A 19,437-nucleotide genomic window follows, 5' to 3' on the forward strand; every position below is an offset into this window, starting at 1 on the left:
GGGTAACCCAGGGCAGGCGGCGCCTCACAACCGACAGCTCGCGCGGAGACGAGACCTGCGCGGCATCAAGACAGCGAAGCACAGCAACGAATGAACATGAAGCGCATGCGCCGTGGCCATCGTCATGGTGGAGGCGGCGGCGGCGGTAGCGGCGGCGGCGGTGGTGGTGGCGGTCAGTACCGGCACACTGGCGGCGGCAGCGGCGGGAGCGGCAATCAGCCGCTGAATCGCAACCACGTTTTCGACTCCAGCGGCCCCGACGTCCGTCTCCGCGGCACGGCCCAGCAGCTTTTCGAGAAGTATCTGCAGCTTGGTCGCGACGCGACCGGCGGCGGCGACCGTGTGGCCGCCGAGGGATACTTCCAGCATGCCGAGCATTACTTCCGCATCCTGGGCGCCATGAACGCGGCGCAGCAGCAGGCCCAGCCGCAACAGCCGCAGGACCGCCGCTACCGCGAGCAGGGCGAAGGCTATCGCGACCAGAGCGAGGGCTACGGCCAGGAAGGCGGCTCGGGTCAGGAGCAGGGCGAGGGCGGCGAGGGCAATGGCTCTGCCAGCCTCGAAGCCGAGCTGGCCGGCGAGGCGGAGACCCTGCCCATGCCGCAGCACCGCCGTCCGGCCCCGAATCCGGAAGAGTCGGCCCAGTAAGGCTCAGGCCTCTCCGGAGACCAGCTTCAGGGCGTGAACGCGCAGCCGGCTGGCGAGGGGTTCTTCGGCGCCGGCCCGCGCGGCGTCCTGTTCGGCAATGAGCGCGGCGAGGGTGGTGCCCCGCCGCGTCGCTGCCTGTTCCAGGACGGCCCAGAAGGCGGGCTCCAGCGCGATCGAGGTGGCGTGGCCCGCAAGGCGCACGCTGCGCTTGGCCAGATGGCGCATCAGCCCCCCGGAAGGCTGATGCCCGGCCGCAGCATCGCCTCGGGCTTCACCCAGTTGTCGAAGTCCTCCGCGCTGACGGCGCCGAGGCGCAGCGCGGCCTGGCGCAGCGTCAGGTCCTCATGCAGGGCCAGCTTGGCGATGGCCACAGCCCGGTCGTAGCCGATATGCGGGTTCAGCGCGGTCGCCAGCATGAGCGATTTCGCCAGGTTGTCCGCGATCTTCGCCAGGTTCGGCTCCAGCTTGTCCACCATGTTGTGGGCGAAGCTTTCGGCCGCATCGGCCAGCAGCGCCGCCGATTGCAGCACGGCGTTGATGATCACCGGCTTGTAGACGTTGAGTTCCAGATGGCCCTGGCTCGCGCCGATGGTCACCGTGGTCTGATTCCCCATCACCTGGGCGCAGACCATGGTCAGGGCCTCGCTCTGCGTCGGGTTGGTCTTGCCCGGCATGATGCTGCTGGACAGGCCGTCCTCCGGGATCACGAGCTCGGCGATACCCGCGCGCGGCCCGCTGCCCAGGAGGCGCACGTCGTTGGCGATCTTCATCAGCGAGGCGGCGATGGTGTTCATCTGCCCGTGCAGCTCCAGCAGCGCGTCATGCGCGGCCATGCCCTCGGACTTGTCGGGGTTGGGCGTGAAGGCCAGGCCGATCCGCGTCGCCGCCACCTCGCAGAAGACGCGGTCGAAATCGGGATGCCGGTTCAGCCCGGTGCCCGCCGCAGTGCCGCCCTGGGGCAGCTGCAGCAGCCGCGGCATGGTCGATTCGAGCCGCGCGATGCCGAGCAGCACCTGCCGCGCATAGGTCGCGAACTCGCCCCCCAGCGTGACGGGCACGGCATCCATCAGATGCGTGCGGCCGATCTTCGTGATCTCGGCCCATTGGGAGGCGCGCGCGCCCAGGCTGTCGGCCAGAAGCTGCAGTGCCGGCTTCAGCCGCAGCTCCACGGCCTGGGCGGCGGCGAGATGCATCACCGTGGGGAAGCTGTCATTGGACGACTGCCCGCGATTCACATGGTCGTTGGGATGCACCGGCTGACGCGCGCCGAGCGGATGGCCCATGATCTGGTTCGCTCGGTTCGAGATGACCTCGTTGGCGTTCATATTGGTCTGCGTGCCCGAGCCGGTCTGCCAGATATGCAGCGGGAACTCCTCGTCGCGTTGCCCGGCGATGATCTCGTTGGCGGCCTGGCGGATGGGGTCGGCGATGTGCAGCGGCAGTTCGCCGAGATGGGCATTGGCCTCGGCGGCCGCCCATTTCTGCTGCCCCACGGCCTTGATGAGCAGGGGCGAGAAGCGCTCGCTGCCGATGGCGAAGAGGCGGCGCGCGCGCTCGGTCTGCGGGCCCCAGAGGCGCTCCTCGGGAATTTCGATCGTGCCGAGGCTGTCGGTTTCGGTGCGGGTGGTCATGCCGGCTCCTTTGCGTCGCGGGAAGAAAGCGCGAGCGCGCCACAGGTTACAACCCCGGACGAAGCTTGGCCGGGCGCGATCCTTTCCCCGTCGTCAGGGAAATCGGGACGTTGGGCCGAATGCCAAGCTCCGCGAGGCGAATGGTTGACGCGCCGATAGGCCGTCCGCCATGAATCCCGACAACGTCCAGGAGCCAAGAACCATGCTGAGCCTGCGCCCGAATTGCGAGTGTTGCGACCGCGACCTGCCGCCGGACAGCGGCGACGCGCTGATCTGCTCCTTCGAATGTACCTGGTGCGCCGATTGCGTGGCGACGAAGCTGCCGGGCGGGGTCTGCCCGAATTGCAGCGGAGAGCTGGTGCGGCGACCCGTCCGGCCGGCGGCGAAACTGGCGGCCTTTCCGGCCTCGACGGAGCGGAAGCATCGGCCCGAGAAGTGCGGCGCCTGAATCAGGCGGCGTTCGACAGTTCCGAGCGAATCGTTTCCCGGAGCACGTCCGAGCCCAATCCCGTGAGCGACCAGAGCAGCTGGTGCTTCGGCAGATGCCAGGTGGAGGTGATCAGACCCGGCGGCATCCGCTTCACGATGCTGCGCCACCAGGCCGAGATCTGACGCGACGGGCGCGGCGACGATGCGAAGGCTCCGACACCGGCGCGCCAGGCGACGTTCTCGATCGTGATTGGGCCGTCGACGAGAACGAGCATCACGCGCAGTTGCACATGGTCGAGGCTTACCGTGCGGTGGCGGACCTCGGTCATGGCCAGTTCGAAAACCCTTGAATGAAAGCGAGGGCGAGGCTGCGAGAGAAGCGATTCGGCCGATTCCGCATTCTCTTCAGCTCCGCGCCGTTTGGTGGGGGGCTTATAGCGTCACGCATCATGCGGAGATTTCGGATTTTCACCTGCCTGCCATGCCTTGGTGACAGGAGATCCAGCCGTATCCTGGCCAATACCTGCGTGTGGCGCTTTGGCTTGTCCCAGGGAAATCCGCGCCGTCATCTGACCCTCATTCCGTCAGTGCACGTATCCTTCCCAGAATCCATTCACGTCAACATCCTTCAGCTAGTTACAGAAGATGTCGTGGTGCTTGGTCGCCGAAGGCGCTGGCCAGGGCAGAGAAAATACCTTCAATGAAGGTATATAAATCACATAAATACATAAAATATCCAAATAGAATAACGAATTGAGAGGTAAAATAGAAATAATGGATTCGTTTATTGAGGGAAATTTTTCTTTAGATACTGTCTGAAGGCTGCAGGACAGGTTTGCCGGCACGTGACCGCGCCGACTGATCCAGGACGCGGAGCCGGCCCTGTCCACGCGTTGATCTGCATCAACCCGGCCGCGTGGCGTCCGTGCCATGCAGCCGGATGCTCGCCGATTGCCTTCACGACCTGGCCGCGCTTGGCGCCGGCGGCATTCTCGCGCTGACGGGTGCGATGTTGCTGGCGGGACTCGCGGGTGGCGTCACCCATTGCGCCGGAATGTGCGGGCCTTTCGTGATGGCCCAGACGATGCAGTCCGGCTCGAAGAGCTTTCAACTCCTGCCCTACCATCTGGGCCGCGCGGTGGGATATGCCGCGCTGGGCGCAGCCGCGGGCGGGGCGGTCGGACTGGCCTCGCTGGGTCTGTCCAGGTCGCTCCTCGCCGTGCCGCTGACGGTCTCGGCTGTGCTGATGCTGGTCCAGGCGGCATCGAGCCTGCCGCTCCCGCCGAGGCTGCGGATGCATCTCGCCCAACCGCCCATCCCGATCATGGCTCCCCTCGGCCGGCTGATGCGCGCGACACCCGGCCCTCGACGCGGCTTCCTGATCGGCCTGCTGCTATCCGCGCTGCCCTGTGGCCTGCTCTACGCGGCACTCGCGGCAGCGGCGGCGAGCGGCAGTGCTCTCGCGGGCGCCATCGCCATGCTGGCCTTCGTGGCCGGCACCGCCCCGGCTCTCACCGGCGTCGCCCTGTTAGGTCGGTTCTTCGGCCGGCGCTTCGGCGCGGGACTGCGTCTTTTCGGCGGGATCGCGCTGGTGGCGAACGCGGCCGTGCTTCTCGCGCTCGCCCTGCGCCTCGCTTGATTCAAATCAACGCGCCGCGCGCCGCAAGGGCCGATCAGACCGTCATGCCAGGAGTTCACCATGCCCCATGACGTGATCGCCGCCGCGGCCCTGCCGCCGGTCGCGCACCGCCCCGCACGCCCGCAGCCCGTCTATGTCGAGGAGCCGCTGAAGGCCTTCGCGATCGCCACCATCTTCTGGGGCATCGCGGGCTTTCTCGTGGGCGTCTACATCGCCCTTCAGCTCGCCTTCCCGGTGCTGAATCTCGGCCTCGAATACACGACCTTCGGCCGCCTGCGCCCGCTGCACACCTCGGCGGTGATCTTCGCCTTCGGCGGCAACGCGCTGCTGCTGACGAGCCTCTATGTCGTGCAGCGCACCTGCCGCGCGCGGCTGCTGGGCGGCGACGATGCGGGCTGGTTCCTCTTCTGGGGCTACAACTTCTTCATCGTGATCGCGGCCACCGGCTATCTGCTGGGCGTCACCCAGGGCAAGGAATACGCCGAGCCCGAGTGGTATGCGGATCTCTGGCTGACCTTCGTCTGGGTGGCCTATCTCGTCATCTACGGCGGCACGATCCTGCGGCGCGAGGAGCCGCATATCTACGTGGCCAACTGGTTCTTCCTCGCCTTCATCATCACCGTCGCCGTGCTGCATCTCGGCAACAACATGGCGCTGCCGGTTTCCTTCGCGGGCGCCAAGTCCTACGGCGCGGCGGCCGGCGTGCAGGATGCGATGATCCAGTGGTGGTATGGCCACAACGCGGTGGGCTTCTTCCTGACCGCCGGCTTCCTGGGGATGATGTACTACTTCATCCCGAAGCAGGCGGAGCGGCCGATCTACTCCTACCGCCTGTCGATCGTGCACTTCTGGGCACTGACCTTCCTCTACATCTGGGCCGGCCCGCACCACCTGCACCACACCGCGCTGCCCGACTGGGCGCAGGTGCTGGGCATGGTGTTCTCGATCATGCTGTGGATGCCCTCCTGGGGCGGCATGATCAACGGGCTGATGACGCTCTCGGGCGCGTGGGACAAGCTGCGGACCGATCCCGGCCTGCGCTTCTCCGTCGCCGCGCTCGGCTTCTACGGCATCGCGACCTTCGAGGGTCCGGTGATGTCGATCCGCGCCGTCAACTCGCTGTCGCACTACACCGACTGGACCATCGGCCACGTGCATTCCGGCGCGCTCGGCTGGAACGGCTTCATCACCTTCGGTGTGCTGTACTGGCTGGTGCCGCGCCTGTGGGGCCGCACGATGCTCTGGTCCAACAAGCTCGCGAGCTGGCACTTCTGGATCGCGACGCTGGGCATCCTTCTCTACATCACCTCGATGTGGGTGTCGGGCATCATGCAGGGCCTGATGTGGCGCGCCTACGACCACCTCGGCTTCCTCCAGTACTCCTTCGTGGAGTCGGTCGCCGCGATGCATCCCTACTACGTGATCCGCGCGATGGGCGGCGTGCTCTTCCTCATCGGCGCCCTGCTGATGGCCTACAACCTGTACCGCACCGTGCGGGCTCCCGTGGAGGCGCCGCGGGGCGTCCTTCCGGCCGCCGCGCCCGTGGCCGCCTGAGGAGGCGCATCCCATGTTCGGAATTCGTTTCAGCCACAGCAGGATCGAGCGGAACCTCATCCTGTTCGGCGTGCTGACGCTGATCACCATCTCGATCGGCGGGCTCGTCCAGGTGATCCCGCTCTTCACCATCGAGAGCACGATCGAGCGCGTGGGCGGCATCCGCCCCTACACGCCGCTCGAGCTCGCGGGGCGCGATATCTATGTGCGCGAGGGCTGCTACACCTGCCACAGCCAGATGGTGCGTCCCTTCCGCGACGAGCGCGAGCGCTACGGCCACTACAGCCTCGCGGCCGAGAGCATGTACGACCGTCCCTTCCAATGGGGCAGCAAGCGCACGGGCCCCGACCTGGCCCGCGTCGGCGGCCGCTACTCGGACGAGTGGCAGGTGCTGCACCTGCGCGCGCCGCGTGATCTCGTGCCCGAGAGCGTCATGCCCAGCTACGCCTTCCTCGACCGCCCGCTGAACTACGCGAATATCCGCGAGCAGCTGGCGACGCAGCGGGCCCTCGGCGTGCCCTATACCGAGGAGATGGTGGCCAATGCCGCCGCCGATCTCCAGGCGCAGGCACGCCCCGCCGAAGACGGCACTGCCTTCGCCACGCGCTACGCCCGCGCCCGGCAAATGGATCCCGACGGCAATGCCCGAACCATCACCGAGATGGATGCGGTCGTCGCCTATCTGCAGATGCTCGGCACCCTCGTGGACTTCTCCGAGGTCACGCCCGAGCGGCTGCGGCAGCAGTAAGGGGCCCGACATGGACATCCACCAGTTCCACAGCCTGCTGACCACCGCCTGGGTCATCTGGTTCTTCGTGCTCTTCACCGGGATTCTGGTCTGGGCCTTCCGCCCGGCCCGGCGGGAGCGTTTCGAGCGCGCGCGGCAAATCCCGCTGCGCGACGCCGATTAGGGATCCGCGAGATGGACAATCATTCCGAGCGCGACGCCGCCGATCTGGACGCGGTGACTGGCCAGACCACGACGGGCCATGAGTGGGACGGCATCCGCGAGCTCAACACGCCGCTGCCCAGGTGGTGGCTCTGGACCTTCTATGCCTGCATCGCCTTCGCGGCGGTCTGGGTGGTGCTCTATCCCGCCTTGCCCATGACGGGCGCCACGGGTCTGCTCGGCCACACCACGCGCGGCGCGGCGGAGCAGGATCGCGCCGAGCATGCCGCGGCGATCGAGCCCATGCTGGCCCGGCTGCGCGCGGCGACGCCGGCGCAGATCCTCGCCGACCCCGATCTGCGCGGCTTCGCCATGGCCGGTGGCCGCGTCGCCTTCGCTAATAGCTGTGCGGGCTGCCACGGCGCGGGCGGGCAGGGCGCTCCTGGCTTCCCGAGCCTGGCCGATGACGAATGGCTCTGGGGCGGCGGCCTCGACGCCATCGAGCAGACCATCCGCCACGGCATTCGCGCGCCCGATGACGACGCGACGCACTACTCGCTCATGCCGCGCTTCGTGGCGGACGGCATGATCACCGCCGCGCAGGCGAGCGACGTGACCGAGCATGTGCTCTCGCTGGACGGGCGCTCGACGGATGCGGCGGCCGCCGCCAGGGGCGCGGCCGTCTTCGCCGAGAACTGCGTGAGCTGCCATGGCGAGCGTGGCCAGGGCAGCCGCGAGATGGGCGCCCCGCGCCTGGATGACCGCGTCTGGCTCTATGGCGGCGACCGCGCGAGCATTCTGCGCACCGTCGCCATGGGTCGTGGCGGCGTGATGCCGTCCTGGGAGACGCGCCTGGATGCGGCGACCATCCGCATGCTCGTCATCTACCTGCACAGCCTGGGCGGCACCGAGCAGTAGCGAGATGAGCAAGATGGACAAGCCCGAGGCCCTCGCGCCCGACGACCGCGACCAGCCTCTCTATGCGGACCGCGTGCGGGTCTATCCGCAGGCGGTCCAGGGGCGGGTGCGGCGCGCGAAATGGGCGATCCTCATCGCCTGCCTCGGGCTATACTACCTGCTGCCCTGGCTGCGCTGGGATCGTGGCCCGGACCAGCCGGACCAGGCCATCCTCGTGGATATCGGGCGTGGGCGGCTGTTCTTCTTCGCGCTCGAGATCTGGCCGCAGGAGATCTACTACCTCACCGGCCTGCTGCTGCTCGGCGCCATCGCGATCTTCGCGGCGACCGCGCTCTATGGCCGCGTCTGGTGCGGCTTCGCCTGCCCGCAGACGGTCTGGACCGACCTGTTCATGCTCGTCGAACGCTGGATCGAGGGCGATCGCAACGCCCGCATGCGCCGCGACCAGAAGGCGCGCTGGAGCCTCGCGGATCGGGGCCGCAAGCTCGGCAAGCACGCCGCCTGGCTGGCCATCTCGGTGGCCACAGGCGGCGCCTGGGTGATGTACTTCACCGATGCGCCGACCCTGGCGCGCGACCTCGTGTCGCTGAACGTCTCCGCCACGATCCTGGGCTTCGCGGCCCTTTTCACCCTCACCACCTATGTGCTCGCCGGTTGGGCGCGCGAGCAGGTCTGCACCTATATGTGCCCCTGGCCGCGCTTCCAGGCCGCGATGCTGGATTCCGACAGCCTCGCCGTCTCCTACCGCGACTGGCGCGGCGAGCCGCGCGGCAAGGCGCATGATCCCGCCGCCGGCGACTGCGTGGACTGCCGCGCCTGCGTGAACGTCTGCCCGACCGGGGTGGACATCCGTGACGGCATGCAGATGGCCTGCATCAATTGCGGCCTCTGCATCGACGCCTGCGACGGCATCATGACGAAGCTCGGTCGCCCCGAAGGCCTGATCGCCTTCGAGACTGTCGGCAACCTCGCGGCCGCCGATGCCGCGACGATGTCCATCCCGCCCGGCCCGGCGCGCTGCGCCGCGGGCATGAAGGCGCGCGAGCCGGTGCTGCTACTGCGTGCCCGCACCTGGGTCTATGTCGCGGCCATGGCCGGCATCGTGCTGGCCATGCTGATCGGCTTGGCGATCCGCCAGCCGCTCTCGCTGGAGGTGCTGCGTGACCGTGCGCCGCTTTATGTCCGCCTCGCCGATGGCGGCATCCGCAACAGCTACACGCTGAAGCTCGCCGATCACCGGCATGCCGTTGAGGCCCTCGCGGTCTCCGTCGAAGGGCTGCCCTCCGGTACCGTCTGGCAGGTGCTGGATGTGACGCGGCAGGACGCATCGGGCCTGCCCTTGGTGAGCACCCGCCCGGACGGCGTCGCCGAGTTCCGCCTCTTCGTCACCACGCCGCATTACGCGCTGCCGGCCGAAGAGGGCACGCCGGTGACGATCCGCCTTCTTCCCACCGATGGCAGCGCCCCGCGCGCAGTCGCCACCACCTCCTTCCTGAGGCCGAGATCATGACGACGACGCTGCCGCGCGGCCGCTGGATTCCCTGGGTCTTCGTGGGTGGTTTCGGCGTGGTGGTCGCGGTGAATGCCGTGCTCATCACGGCGGCGGTGACGACCTTCACCGGCATCACGACGACCGGCTCCTATGACCGTGGGCTCGGCTATGGCGATGTACTGGCCGAGGCCGCGCGGCAGCGGGCTCTGGGCTGGAGCGGGCGGATCGCGCGGGCCGATGACCTCGTGGTGATCGCCCTGCGCCAGGCCGATGGCACGCCGCTTCCGGCCGATGCGGTGGTTACCGGCCGCCTGCAGCGGCCGCTGGAGCGCACCTCGCTTCCGCTGGAATTTCAGCCGTCCGCGCCGGGTGGCTGGCGCGCCGCGGCGGCGGTTCCGGCCCCGGGTGCCTGGGAGGCCGTGCTGACCGTGACGCGCGGGACGGATCGTCTGGAACTGCGTGAAAGGCTGACCTTCCCGTGAACGCCCTTCCGGCCCGGATCGAGGTCGAGACGCCGCGCGCTTCCGTGGCTGGCTGCGCCCATTGCGGCGCGCCGGTCCCGGCGGACCTGGGGCGTTTCTGCTGCACGGGCTGCGAGGGCGCGGCCGCGCTGATCTCCGGCCTTGGCCTGGATGCGTTCTATCGCCGCCGCGAGGCCATCGCCGATCTGCGGCCCGTCCCGCTGCCCCCTGTCGACTTTTCCGCGCGCGCGGTGCCGCTGCGCGACGGCGCGGAGCATCGGCTGGAGCTGATGGTCGCGGGCCTCACCTGCGGCGCCTGCGTCTGGCTGGTCGAGCAGGCGCTGGCCATGGAGCCCGACGTCCTGCGTGCGCGCGCCAGCCTCACGGCGCGGCGTCTCACCCTCACCTGGCGCGGTCCCGCCTCGCGCGCGGAGGATCTAATCGGCATCGTCGCGCGGCTCGGCTTTCGCGTCGCACCCTGGTCCGCCGCCTGCCTGCGCGCCACCGAGGACGCCGAGGAAAAGGCGCTGACCCGCGCCCTCGGCCTGGCCGCCTTCGGCGTCTCCAACGTGATGATGCTCTCCGTCGCCGTCTGGGTCGGCAGCGACATGGGCGAGGCGACGCGCGCGCTGATGCATTGGCTGGCCGCGCTCATCGCCATGCCGGTGGTGCTGGTCGCGGGCATGCCCTTCTACCGCTCGGCCCTTTCCGCCCTGCGCGCGGGCCGCTTGAACATGGACATGGCCGTCTCGCTCGGCGTGCTCGCGACCACGGCCATGAGCCTGTCGGAAGCGCTGCGCAACGGCCCCTTCACCTGGTTCGACGGCGCGACGGCGCTGCTGGCCTTGCTGCTGGCCGGACGCCTGCTGGATCGCGCCGCGCGCCGCCGTGCCCGCCAGGCCTGCGCCGAGCTCCTGGCGCTGCAAACCGCCGAGGTGACGCGCCTCGCGCCCGACGGCACCGCGCAGCGCATTGGCGCGGAGCATATCCGCCCCGGCGAGCGCCTGCTGGTCGCGCCTGGGGAACGCCTCGCGCTCGACGGCGCGCTGGAGGAGGGCGAGGCGCTGCTCGACACCGCCGCGACCACGGGCGAGAGCCTGCCGCGCAACTTCACCCGTGGCGAAGCGCTGCCGGCGGGCGCGGTGAATCTTGGCGCGGCGTTGATACAGCGCGTGACGGCGGCCGCCTCCGAAGGTTCGCTGGCCGCAGTGTCGCGCCTGCTGGAGCGCGCGGAGCAATCGCGCGGCCGCTATGTCTCCATCGCCGATCGCGCGGCGCGCATCTATGTGCCCGTCGCGCATGTCGTGGCCCTGATGACCTTCCTGGGCTGGTGGCTCGGCGTCGGGCTGTCCTGGCAGGAGGCGCTGGTGCCGGCGGTGGCGGCGCTCATCGTGACCTGCCCCTGTGGCCTGGCCATCGCGGTGCCGGCCGTGCAGGTGGTCTCGGTCGGCGCGCTGTTCCGGCGCGGAGTTCTGGTGGGCTCGCCAACGGCGCTCGAGCGGCTCGCGGCTTGCGACGTGGCGGTGCTGGACAAGACCGGCACGCTCACCACGGGGCGGCCGGAATTGCTGCCCGATCCGGCCCGACCGGAAGGCGTTCTGGAAGCGGCGGCGGCATTGGCGGCGAGCAGCCGGCACCCGCTGGCCCGTGCGCTGGTCGCGGCCTGCAAGACGCCCGTTCAGGCGGCCGAGGGTGTCGTCGAGATCCCTGGCGCCGGCTTGCGGCGCGAGGGCGCTCTGCTGGGCAGCGCGGCCTTCTGCGGCGTGCCGGCCACGGCGGAAGCCGGCCCCTCGCTGTGGTATCGCGCCGGCGCGGCGGCCGAGCCGGTGGCCTTCCGCTTCGTCGACCCGCTGCGCCCCGATGCGGCCGAGGCCGTGGCGGCGCTGCGGAAGCTCGGCCTGGAGGTGGAACTCCTCTCCGGCGACGCCCCCTCGGCCGTCGCGCAGGCGGCTGGGGCGCTGGGCATCGACCATTGGCGGGCCGGCGTCACGCCAGCCGACAAGGCCGCGCGGATCGAGGAACTTCGCGCGCAGGGGCGCCGGCCGCTGATGCTCGGCGACGGGATCAACGACGCGGCGGCCCTCGCCCTCGCGCATGCCTCCGCCAGCCCTGCCGGCAGCACCGATCTCGCCCAGGCCGCGGCGGATCTCGTGCTGCGCGCGGAGGGGCTGTCGGCCCTGCCCGCCGCGATCGCGACGGCGCGCCGGGCGCAGTCCCTCGCACGGCAGAACATCGGCTTCAGCCTGACCTATAACGCGGTGGCGGTGCCCATGGCCGTGCTCGGCTTCGTGACGCCGCTTCTCGCGGCGGTGGTGATGGCCTCGTCCTCGCTCATTGTGATCCTCAACTCGCTGCGCGCGGGGAGGGACGCATGAACGCGTTGGCCGTGCTCGTGCCGCTGGCCCTCGGCCTCGGCCTCATGGCGCTGGCCTTCTTCGGCTGGACGCTGCGCAACGGTCAGTATGAAGACCCCGATGGCGCCGCCGCCCGCATCCTTTTCGACGACAACCAGGAGACCCCCAAATGCCCGCCATCGGATTCCCCGTGAGCCGCTGCGTCTATCTCGCCGGCTCCTTCGCGCTGGCCATCCTCGGCCTCTTCGCCATCGCGCGGGCGCAGGATGTGGGGATGTCGCTTTTCGGCACGGGGCTGACGCTCGTCAGCATCGCCTTCGCGCTCTTCATGGTGAAGCGCGGCGCGGACTCGCTCTGGGGGCATTGAGGAGAGGCGGGAGCCTTTCCCTCAGACGACGAAAGCGCCGGGGAAATGGCAGGCCACGAGACGTGCGGGACTCGCCGGCACGAGCGGAGGGCGCTCCTCGGAACAGATCGGCCGCGCCACGGGGCATCGCGCGCGGAAGGCGCATCCGGCGGGCAGCGACAGCGTCGAGGGCGGCTCGCCCGCCAGCACGACGCGCTCGCGGCCCGGCTCCGGAACGGCGGAGGTCAGCGCCACGGTGTAGGGGTGCAGCGGTTGCGCGAACAGCGCCTGCGCCGGGCCTTCCTCGACGATGCGGCCGAGATACATCACCGCCACGCGATCGCAGAAGGCGCGCACCACGGCGAGGTCGTGCGCGATGAAAAGGTATGACAGGCCCAGCCGCTCGCGCAGGTCCAGCATCAGGTTCAGCACCTGCGCCTGTACGTTCACGTCGAGCGCCGAGACCGGCTCGTCCGCGACCACCAGATCCGGCTCCAGCGCCAGCGCGCGCGCGATGGAGACGCGCTGCCGCTGCCCGCCGGAGAACTCATGCGGGAAGCGCTCCGCCCATTCCGGCTTGAGGCCGACGGTGGACATCAGCTCCAGCACGCGCTCGCGCGCCTCGGCCTTCGTCGCGACGCGGCCATGGGCCAGCAACGGCTCGGCCAGCGCGGCGCCGACCGTCATGCGCGGATTGAGCGAGGCGTAGGGATCCTGGAAGATCATGCCGATGCGCGGCCGCAGCGGCCGCATCTGGGCGGCGGTGAAGTCCGTGATGTCCTGCCCATCGAAGCGCAGCGTTCCGGAGGTCGGCGCATGCAGCCGCGTCACCAGCCGCGCGAGGGTGGACTTGCCGCAGCCGCTTTCGCCCACGATGCCCAGCGCCTCGCCCCGGCGCAGCCGCAGGTCGACGCCGTTCACGGCATGCACGACGGGCTTCGGGCCGAAGAAGCCGATCCGCCCCAGCGGGAAGTGCTTCACGAGGTCATGCGCTTCCAGCAGCGGACGCTCCTCCGGCGCGGGTCTGCGCAAGGCGGCCTCGGCGGCGATGGGCGGCGGGGGCAGGGGGCTGCCGTCCATCGTCACCCAGCAACGCGCGCGGCGGCCGGGCGCGACCTCCATCAGCGGCGGATGGTCGGTGTCGCAGCGCGCGATCCGGAAGGGGCAGCGCGCGGCGAAGCGGCAGCCGGGCGGTGGGTCGAGCGCGCTGGGCGGGCCGCCCTCGATCGAGACGAGGCGCGCGCCCGCCGGGCTGTCGAGCCGCGGGACGGCGTTGACCAGCGCCCAGGCATAGGGGTGGCGCGGATCGGTGAGGACCGCCGCCGTCTCGGCCTCCTCCACGATCTCGCCCGCATACATCACCGCCACGCGCCGGCAGACCGTGCCGATGACGCCGAGGTCGTGCGAGATGAGCACGATGGCCGTGCCGAATTCTTGGTTAAGCCCGCGCATGAGGGTCGAGGATCTGCGCCTGGATGGTGACGTCCAGCGCCGTCGTCGGCTCGTCGGCGATGAGCAGCGCGGGGTCGTTCGCCACGCCGATGGCCAGCATCACGCGCTGGCGCATGCCGCCCGAGAACTGATGCGGGAAGGAGGCCGCCGCGCGCTCGGGCGCCGCCACGCCCATCCGCCGCAGCAGCTCCACCGCGCGCGGCTTCGCTTGGGCCGGCGTCTGGCGGCCGTGGGAGACCATGTGCTCGGTCACCTGGCGCAGGATGCGGATGACCGGGTTCAGCCCGGTCATCGGGTCCTGGAAGACCATGGCCGCGCGGTCGCCCCGCCAGTTGCGCAGCTCCTCGCCGGACATCTCCAGCACGTCGCGGCCCTGGAAGCGGATGGAGCCGCCGATGATGCGCGCGGGTTCCTCCAGCAGGCGCATCAGCGAAAGCGCCGTCACGCTCTTGCCCGAGCCGCTTTCGCCCCACGATGCCCAGCGTCTCGCCGGGGCCGACGGCGAAGGTGACGCCGTCCACCGCGCGCACGGCGCCGGCATCGGTGAGGAAGACCGTCCGCAGATCCTCCACCTCCAGCACGGGGAGCGTGCCCGGATCCCTCAATGTCCGCGCATCCGCGGATCGAGCCAGTCGCGCAGCCCGTCGCCCAGGAAGTTGAAGCCGACGACGACGGTGAGGATGGCGAGGCCGGGGGAAGGCGGCGACCCACCATTGCTCCACCAGCTCGCGCCCCTCGGCCACCATGGAGCCCCATTCCGGCGTGGGCGGCACCACGCCGAGGCCGAGGAAGGACAGGCCCGCGAAGGTCAGGATGGCGTTGCCGAGATCGAGCGTGACGAGCACGGCGAGCGGCCCCAGCGTATTGGGCAGGATATGGCGGCCGAGGATGCGCACGGGCTTCAGCCCCAGCACCGTCGCGGCCTCGACATATTCCTGGCTACGCTGCACGAGGGCCAGCGCGCGGGCAAGGCGCGCGAATTTCGGCCACCAGACGATGAGCATCGCCAGGATGGTGTTGGTGCTGCCGATGCCCAGCGCGGCGGCGATGGCCAGCGCCAGGATGATCGGCGGAAAACACAAAACGAGATCGGTGAAGCGCATCAGCGCCTCGTCCACGAAGCCGCGCGCCCAGGCCGCGACGATGCCGACCGTGACGCCGATCGCCGCCCCCAGCAGCACCACGGAGAAGCCCGCCAAGAGCGAGAGGCGCGCGCCGTAGATCAGCCTTGAAAGCACGTCGCGCCCCAGCACGTCGGTGCCGAGCCAATGCGCGGCCGAGGGTGGCGCGAGGCGGTTCACGATGTCCTGCACATGCGGCGGATAGGGCGCGATGAGCGGGGCCAGGAGCGCGACCAGGATCCAGGCGAGCACAATCGCGCCGCCCACCCAGGCCGGGCCGTAGCGCCGCAACCGCCGGCGCCAGCGCGGGCGTGTCGCCGGCATGGCGAGGGCGGTGGCGCTCAACGCCGCACCCGCGGGTCGAGCGCGGCGTAGGAGAGATCCACCAGCAGGTTCACGAGCAGATAGGTGGCCGAGACGACCAGCGTGATCCCCATGATCGCCGGAAAATCGAGCGCGGCGGCGGAGCGGAAGGTGTAGCGGCCAAGGCCGGGCCAGGAGAACACGGTCTCCGTCATCACCGCGCCCGCCAGAAGGTTCGCATAGGCGAGGCCGCCCAGCGTCACCACCGGCACCAGCGCATTGGGCAGCGCGTGGCGCAGCACGACGGCGCGCCCGCGCAGGCCCTTGGCGCGGGCCACGCGCACGAAGTCCTGGCCCAGCGCGTCGAGCATCGCGGCGCGCGTCGTGCGCGTGATCAGCCCGATCGTCGCCGCCGCCAGCACGACGGCCGGTAGTACGAGATGCGCGGCCGCGTCCCACCAGGCCTCCGCATCGCCGGCCAGCAGCGTGTCGATCAGGAAGAGGCCGGTCGGCCCCTCGGGCGGGAAGGCGATGGGGTCCATCCGCCCCGGACCCGGCGCCCAGCCGAGCCAGCCATAGAAGATCGCCAGCATGATGAAGGCGAGCCAGAAGGTCGGCGCCGAGACGCCCAGCAGCGAGATGGCGCGCGCCAGCGAATCCACCCAGCTGTCGCGCCAGACGGCGGCCGCGATTCCGAGGGGAATGCCGATGCCGATCGCCAGCAGGAAGGCGATGGTGGCGAGCTCCACCGTCGCCGGCGCGTATTGCACGATGTCGTCCAGCACGGGCCGTCGCGTGGCGATGGAGATGCCGAGGTCGCCCTGGGCCAGCCCCTTCAGGAAGATGCCGTAGCGTTCCCAGAGCGGCAGATCGAGGCCCCATTTCGCGCGCCATTCCAGCACCGTCTGCGGGTTGGAGGCCTGGATGTCGCCGAGCTGCGCCAGCACCGGATCGCCCGGCACCAGCGCGGAGATGAGGAAGACCACCAGGCTGGCGAGGATCGCCATCGCGACGGCGGAAACCAGGCGGGTCGCGATGTATCGCACCAAGGCGGTGGTCCCTATGCCGGCGTCACATGCGCCATCTCGAGCTGCCATCCCGCGGCGGTCAGCGGGAAGCCGCGGATATTGTTGCGCACGGCGATCTGGTAGATCGGCTGGAAGAGGATGAAGTGGTGGGCCTCGTCCACCATCTTGCGCTGCCACTCGATCCAGAGGTTCGCCGCGGTGTCGAGGTTCTGCTCCTCCGACGCCTGTTTCACGAGGGCGATCATCTCCGGCGGCACGGGCCAGTGGACGCGCCGCGCCACCCGCTCCACCACCGCGCTGGCCCAGAGGTCGTTGCAGACGGCGGGCGGGTTCCAGAAGGTGAGCACGCCGCCGGCCGCGCGGCCCTGCGTATAGGTGGTGCGAATGTTCACCTGATCCATCGGATTCAACCGGACGCGGATGCCGACGCGCGCGAGATCGGATTGCAGCTTCTGACCCAGCACCTGGTAGGAGATGCCGGCCACGGCCGCGTTGCCATAGGCGATCTCCATCTCGAAGCCGTCCGGCACGCCGGCCTGCTGCAGCAGCTGCCGCGCGCGGCCCAGATCCTGCTTGTAGCCGATCTCGCGCGCGACCTGCTCCGTGCTGCCGTTCACGCCGATGGGCAGGAAATGCGCCGGGCGCAGCGCGACGCCGCCGAGCAGGTTGTTGATGATGCCGTCATAGTCGATGGCGTGGCCGATGGCCTGACGCGCCTCCTTCTTCGCCAAAGCGGGATTGGCGGCGCCGTTCTGCGTTACGGCCATGTAGACGAAGTCGAGGCTCGGCAGCCGTTCCATCCGCACATTCGCATCGTTGCGCAGCGTGGCGATCTGCTCGGGGATCAGGTTGAAGGCCGCATGCACGTCGCCGCGCCGGACGGCGAGCAGCTGGGCCGCGCTGTCGGAGAGATGGCGGATGATCACGCGCTCGAAGGCGGGCTGCTGGCCCCAGTAGTTCGGGTTGCGCTGGAGCTGGATCTGCGAGTTACGCTCCCAGCGCAGGAGGCGATACGGCCCGGTGCCGGCCGAGTTGCCGTTCAGCCATTCGGTCGCGCGGTCCGCCTCCTTCGCGGTCGGCCCGCCGATGCCGCCCTGGCGCTCCACCACGGCCTTCTCCGAAATTCCGCAGCCGGGATTGCAGAAGATCGGCAGCACGGGCGCGTTGGGCGAGTTCAGGATGAAGTCGACGGTCTGCGCGTCCACCACCTCCACGCGGTCGACCGCCTTGATGTATTGCTGCGTCTGGTCCTGCATGCCGAGGATGCGGTCGAAGGAGAACTTCACGTCCTCCGCCGTCATCGCGGCGCCGCTGGCGAAGCGCACGCCCTGGCGCAGCGTGAAGCGCCAGCCATTGCCGTCCGGCGTGCGCGCCCAGGCGGAGGCGAGGGACGGCTTGGGATTGATGAGGTCATCCCGCTCCAGCGTCATCAGGCTGTCGTAGCAGGCGGCCAGCGTCATTGGCGGCGTGTATTGCGACTGCTTCACCGGATCGAAGGTGACGGTGTCCGAGATGTCGAGCCCGATGACGAGGGTGTTGCCACGCGCCTGGGCCAGCGCCTGGCCGCCCGGCAGCAAGGGCAGGGTGGCCGCGGTGGCGCCAAGAAGGAGCGTGAGGTCGCGACGCGAGAGCGATGTGACGGACATGGCGAAATCCCCGAGGCCGGCCCTGTGTCGGGCCGTGCCGGGCGGATGCTAGGTCGTCGCGGGCGTGGCAGGAAAGCGGAATATGCGGCTTAGCGGGGCTCAGCTGGGTGCGCGCGTGTCACATTCCGCCCCGCCGTCTCGTCCTGTCTGCAAGCGCGCCCTTCGCGCTCAAGGAGAAGACCATGACCCCTCGTATGAAAAATCCCGCCAAGGCCGCTCCCGACACCGTGAAGGCGATGCTGGCGCTGTCCGCCACCGTTGCCAACGGCCTCGAGCATAGCCTCCTGGAACTGGTGAAGATCCGCGCCTCGCAGATCAACCGCTGCGCCTTCTGCCTGCACATGCACACGACCGACGCGCGCAAGGCTGGCGAAACCGAGATGCGCATCCATATGCTTCCCGCCTGGCGCGAATCCACGCTCTATACGGACCGTGAGCGCGCCGCCCTCACCTGGACCGAGGCCCTCACTTTGGTCGCCGAGACCGGTGCGCCGGATGCCGATTACGAACTCCTCAAGGCCCAGTTCACGGAAGCGGAGCAAGTGAACCTCACCTTCGCCATCGGCGTCATCAACACCTGGAATCGCCTGCAGGTGGGCTTCCGCGTCGCGCACCCCGCGGAACCGGCCCGTGCCGCGGCCTGACGCCGGGACCACCACCTTCGAGGCGCACCGGCCCCGGCTGCTGCGCTTCGCCTATCGCATGCTCGGCTCCATGGCCGAGGCCGAGGATGCGGTGCAGGACGCCTGGCTCCGCTGGAGCCGGGTGGCGCAGGCGGAGGTGCGCGAGCCTGCCGCCTTCCTCACCCGCACCGTCACGCATCTCTGCCTCGACGCCATGAAATCCGCCCGTGCCCGGCGCGAAACCTATGTCGGGAGCTGGCTTCCGGAGCCGATCCTCGACGACCATGAGGAGGAGGAGATGCGGCCCGACGAGCTCACCCTCACGTTGATGCTGGCGCTGGAGCGCCTCTCGCCCCTGGAGCGCGCGGCCTTCCTCCTGCACGATGTCTTCGGGGTGCCGCTGGACGAGGTCGCGACTACGCTCGATCGCCAACCCGCCAGCGTGCGCCAGCTCGCCGTGCGGGCGCGCCAGCATCTGCGCGAGGCACGGCCCCGCTATCCGGTGCCCCGCGAGGAGGGGGACCGCATCGCCAGGGCCTTCTACGCCGCGTCGCACAGCGGTGATCTCGCGGCCCTGCGCGTTCTGCTGGCGGAGAATGTGACGCTGCAAGCGGATGGCGGCGGCAAGGTGCTGGCCTTCCGCAATCCGATCCTCGGGCTGGCGAAGGTGTTGCGGCTGTTCCAGGGCCTGGCGCGCAAGGGCCGTCCCTCGGTGCTGGTGCAGCCGCAGTGGATCGACGGCCTGCCGGGCTATGTCAGCCTGGAGCGCGGGATCGTGCAGACGACGGCCCTGGCGATCGAGGAGGGGCGGATCACCGCCATCTACATCACCCGAAATCCGGACAAGCTGGCGCGGGTAATGACGGCGATCGAGACCTGACCCGGGCGTCCCCTGTCTAACCC

The 19,437-nt window shown here is 69.7% G+C and carries 21 protein-coding genes and 1 pseudogene; 14 read left to right on the forward strand and 8 right to left on the reverse strand.

The window, feature by feature from the left end:
* The first annotated feature begins 96 nt into the window (after window positions 1-96).
* On the forward strand, window positions 97-648 hold the full coding sequence (locus tag ACO057_RS02620) for a DUF4167 domain-containing protein (RefSeq protein WP_421988793.1): 552 nt from the start codon (window positions 97-99) through the stop codon (window positions 646-648).
* Window positions 649-651: 3 nt separating this feature from the next.
* Here ACO057_RS02620 and ACO057_RS02625 read toward each other — a convergent pair whose 3' ends face one another.
* Both ACO057_RS02625 and ACO057_RS02630 read right to left on the reverse strand, forming a co-directional pair.
* Entirely contained in the window at window positions 652-873 is a 222-nt protein-coding gene (locus ACO057_RS02625; protein ID WP_421988794.1) for a ribbon-helix-helix domain-containing protein, read from the reverse strand.
* Window positions 873-2,279: a class II fumarate hydratase gene (locus ACO057_RS02630; protein ID WP_421988795.1), complete on the reverse strand. Its 1,407-nt coding sequence runs from the start codon at window positions 2,277-2,279 to the stop codon at window positions 873-875. The genes ACO057_RS02625 and ACO057_RS02630 overlap by 1 nt, the downstream gene beginning before the upstream one ends.
* Before the next feature lie 202 nt (window positions 2,280-2,481).
* Between ACO057_RS02630 and ACO057_RS02635 the strand changes: the two genes are divergently transcribed.
* Complete coding sequence (locus ACO057_RS02635) at window positions 2,482-2,727, forward strand: DUF1272 domain-containing protein (RefSeq protein WP_421988796.1); 246 nt, start codon at window positions 2,482-2,484, stop codon at window positions 2,725-2,727.
* A 1-nt stretch (window position 2,728) separates the two neighbouring features.
* On the opposite strand, the gene ACO057_RS02640 is transcribed toward ACO057_RS02635, so the two are convergent.
* Complete coding sequence (locus ACO057_RS02640) at window positions 2,729-3,037, reverse strand: hypothetical protein (RefSeq protein ID WP_421988797.1); 309 nt, start codon at window positions 3,035-3,037, stop codon at window positions 2,729-2,731.
* A gap of 587 nt (window positions 3,038-3,624) precedes the next feature.
* On the opposite strand from ACO057_RS02640, the gene ACO057_RS02645 reads away from it, so the two are divergent.
* From ACO057_RS02645 to ACO057_RS02690, 10 genes are read left to right on the forward strand one after another with little or no spacing between them, the layout of a single operon-like run.
* Window positions 3,625-4,347: a sulfite exporter TauE/SafE family protein gene (locus ACO057_RS02645; RefSeq protein ID WP_421988798.1), complete on the forward strand. Its 723-nt coding sequence runs from the start codon at window positions 3,625-3,627 to the stop codon at window positions 4,345-4,347.
* 60 nt (window positions 4,348-4,407) lie between these two features.
* Window positions 4,408-5,901, forward strand: a complete 1,494-nt coding sequence (ccoN, locus tag ACO057_RS02650) for a cytochrome-c oxidase, cbb3-type subunit I (protein WP_421988799.1) — start codon at window positions 4,408-4,410, stop codon at window positions 5,899-5,901.
* A gap of 13 nt (window positions 5,902-5,914) precedes the next feature.
* Complete coding sequence (gene ccoO / locus ACO057_RS02655; RefSeq protein WP_421988800.1) at window positions 5,915-6,649, forward strand: cytochrome-c oxidase, cbb3-type subunit II; 735 nt, start codon at window positions 5,915-5,917, stop codon at window positions 6,647-6,649.
* Between the two features lie 10 nt (window positions 6,650-6,659).
* On the forward strand, window positions 6,660-6,812 hold the full coding sequence (locus tag ACO057_RS02660) for a cbb3-type cytochrome oxidase subunit 3 (RefSeq protein WP_421988801.1): 153 nt from the start codon (window positions 6,660-6,662) through the stop codon (window positions 6,810-6,812).
* Window positions 6,813-6,823: 11 nt separating this feature from the next.
* Window positions 6,824-7,708, forward strand: coding sequence for a cytochrome-c oxidase, cbb3-type subunit III (gene ccoP, locus ACO057_RS02665; protein WP_421988802.1), 885 nt, complete (start codon window positions 6,824-6,826; stop codon window positions 7,706-7,708).
* Window positions 7,709-7,712: 4 nt separating this feature from the next.
* Window positions 7,713-9,218 (forward strand): cytochrome c oxidase accessory protein CcoG, encoded by a 1,506-nt coding sequence (ccoG, locus tag ACO057_RS02670; RefSeq protein WP_421988803.1) that lies wholly within the window; start codon window positions 7,713-7,715, stop codon window positions 9,216-9,218.
* Complete coding sequence (locus ACO057_RS02675; RefSeq protein WP_421988804.1) at window positions 9,215-9,682, forward strand: FixH family protein; 468 nt, start codon at window positions 9,215-9,217, stop codon at window positions 9,680-9,682. Before ccoG ends, ACO057_RS02675 begins: the two co-directional genes overlap by 4 nt.
* Entirely contained in the window at window positions 9,679-12,036 is a 2,358-nt protein-coding gene (locus tag ACO057_RS02680; RefSeq protein WP_421988805.1) for a heavy metal translocating P-type ATPase, read from the forward strand. Before ACO057_RS02675 ends, ACO057_RS02680 begins: the two co-directional genes overlap by 4 nt.
* Window positions 12,033-12,209 (forward strand): cbb3-type cytochrome oxidase assembly protein CcoS, encoded by a 177-nt coding sequence (gene ccoS, locus ACO057_RS02685; protein WP_421988806.1) that lies wholly within the window; start codon window positions 12,033-12,035, stop codon window positions 12,207-12,209. Before ACO057_RS02680 ends, ccoS begins: the two co-directional genes overlap by 4 nt.
* Window positions 12,185-12,382, forward strand: coding sequence for a hypothetical protein (locus ACO057_RS02690; protein WP_421988807.1), 198 nt, complete (start codon window positions 12,185-12,187; stop codon window positions 12,380-12,382). The genes ccoS and ACO057_RS02690 overlap by 25 nt, the downstream gene beginning before the upstream one ends.
* Window positions 12,383-12,403: 21 nt before the next feature.
* Here the strand turns inward: ACO057_RS02690 and ACO057_RS02695 are convergent, their stop codons facing one another.
* The 5 genes and pseudogenes from ACO057_RS02695 to ACO057_RS02715 form a co-directional block, all read right to left on the reverse strand.
* The gene (locus ACO057_RS02695; protein WP_421988808.1) at window positions 12,404-13,813 is read right to left on the reverse strand and encodes a dipeptide ABC transporter ATP-binding protein; all 1,410 of its coding nucleotides are present in this window, start codon (window positions 13,811-13,813) and stop codon (window positions 12,404-12,406) included.
* On the reverse strand, window positions 13,800-14,240 hold the full coding sequence (locus ACO057_RS02700) for an ATP-binding cassette domain-containing protein (protein ID WP_421988809.1): 441 nt from the start codon (window positions 14,238-14,240) through the stop codon (window positions 13,800-13,802). The genes ACO057_RS02695 and ACO057_RS02700 overlap by 14 nt, the downstream gene beginning before the upstream one ends.
* A 361-nt stretch (window positions 14,241-14,601) precedes the next feature.
* A pseudogene (locus ACO057_RS02705) lies at window positions 14,602-15,258 on the reverse strand (ABC transporter permease); the annotation flags it as partial.
* 17 nt (window positions 15,259-15,275) lie between these two features.
* A complete protein-coding gene (locus tag ACO057_RS02710; RefSeq protein ID WP_421988920.1) occupies window positions 15,276-16,283 on the reverse strand; it encodes an ABC transporter permease in 1,008 nt (335 codons plus the stop codon).
* A gap of 14 nt (window positions 16,284-16,297) precedes the next feature.
* Complete coding sequence (locus ACO057_RS02715) at window positions 16,298-17,911, reverse strand: ABC transporter substrate-binding protein (protein ID WP_421988810.1); 1,614 nt, start codon at window positions 17,909-17,911, stop codon at window positions 16,298-16,300.
* Window positions 17,912-18,093: 182 nt separating this feature from the next.
* On the opposite strand from ACO057_RS02715, the gene ACO057_RS02720 reads away from it, so the two are divergent.
* A complete protein-coding gene (locus ACO057_RS02720) occupies window positions 18,094-18,555 on the forward strand; it encodes a carboxymuconolactone decarboxylase family protein (protein WP_421988811.1) in 462 nt (153 codons plus the stop codon).
* Window positions 18,542-19,414 (forward strand): sigma-70 family RNA polymerase sigma factor, encoded by an 873-nt coding sequence (locus ACO057_RS02725; RefSeq protein WP_421988812.1) that lies wholly within the window; start codon window positions 18,542-18,544, stop codon window positions 19,412-19,414. Before ACO057_RS02720 ends, ACO057_RS02725 begins: the two co-directional genes overlap by 14 nt.
* The last annotated feature ends 23 nt before the right edge of the window (window positions 19,415-19,437 follow it).

Source organism: Roseococcus sp. (assembly GCF_965227005.1).
Classification (GTDB): Bacteria; Pseudomonadota; Alphaproteobacteria; order Acetobacterales; family Acetobacteraceae; genus Roseococcus.

What these genes read in the sequence shown, in the direction of transcription:
- ACO057_RS02620 (WP_421988793.1), top strand. Translation starts at nt 97, where the DNA reads ATGAAGCGCATGCGCCGTGGCCATCGTCATGGTGGAGGCGGCGGCGGC.
- ACO057_RS02625 (WP_421988794.1), bottom strand. Translation starts at nt 873, where the DNA reads ATGCGCCATCTGGCCAAGCGCAGCGTGCGCCTTGCGGGCCACGCCACC.
- ACO057_RS02630 (WP_421988795.1), bottom strand. Translation starts at nt 2,279, where the DNA reads ATGACCACCCGCACCGAAACCGACAGCCTCGGCACGATCGAAATTCCC.
- ACO057_RS02635 (WP_421988796.1), top strand. Translation starts at nt 2,482, where the DNA reads ATGCTGAGCCTGCGCCCGAATTGCGAGTGTTGCGACCGCGACCTGCCG.
- ACO057_RS02640 (WP_421988797.1), bottom strand. Translation starts at nt 3,037, where the DNA reads ATGACCGAGGTCCGCCACCGCACGGTAAGCCTCGACCATGTGCAACTG.
- ccoN (WP_421988799.1), top strand. Translation starts at nt 4,408, where the DNA reads ATGCCCCATGACGTGATCGCCGCCGCGGCCCTGCCGCCGGTCGCGCAC.
- ccoO (WP_421988800.1), top strand. Translation starts at nt 5,915, where the DNA reads ATGTTCGGAATTCGTTTCAGCCACAGCAGGATCGAGCGGAACCTCATC.
- ACO057_RS02660 (WP_421988801.1), top strand. Translation starts at nt 6,660, where the DNA reads ATGGACATCCACCAGTTCCACAGCCTGCTGACCACCGCCTGGGTCATC.
- ccoP (WP_421988802.1), top strand. Translation starts at nt 6,824, where the DNA reads ATGGACAATCATTCCGAGCGCGACGCCGCCGATCTGGACGCGGTGACT.
- ccoG (WP_421988803.1), top strand. Translation starts at nt 7,713, where the DNA reads ATGAGCAAGATGGACAAGCCCGAGGCCCTCGCGCCCGACGACCGCGAC.
- ACO057_RS02675 (WP_421988804.1), top strand. Translation starts at nt 9,215, where the DNA reads ATGACGACGACGCTGCCGCGCGGCCGCTGGATTCCCTGGGTCTTCGTG.
- ccoS (WP_421988806.1), top strand. Translation starts at nt 12,033, where the DNA reads ATGAACGCGTTGGCCGTGCTCGTGCCGCTGGCCCTCGGCCTCGGCCTC.
- ACO057_RS02690 (WP_421988807.1), top strand. Translation starts at nt 12,185, where the DNA reads ATGCCCGCCATCGGATTCCCCGTGAGCCGCTGCGTCTATCTCGCCGGC.
- ACO057_RS02695 (WP_421988808.1), bottom strand. Translation starts at nt 13,813, where the DNA reads ATGCGCGGGCTTAACCAAGAATTCGGCACGGCCATCGTGCTCATCTCG.
- ACO057_RS02700 (WP_421988809.1), bottom strand. Translation starts at nt 14,240, where the DNA reads ATGCGCCTGCTGGAGGAACCCGCGCGCATCATCGGCGGCTCCATCCGC.
- ACO057_RS02715 (WP_421988810.1), bottom strand. Translation starts at nt 17,911, where the DNA reads ATGTCCGTCACATCGCTCTCGCGTCGCGACCTCACGCTCCTTCTTGGC.
- ACO057_RS02720 (WP_421988811.1), top strand. Translation starts at nt 18,094, where the DNA reads ATGACCCCTCGTATGAAAAATCCCGCCAAGGCCGCTCCCGACACCGTG.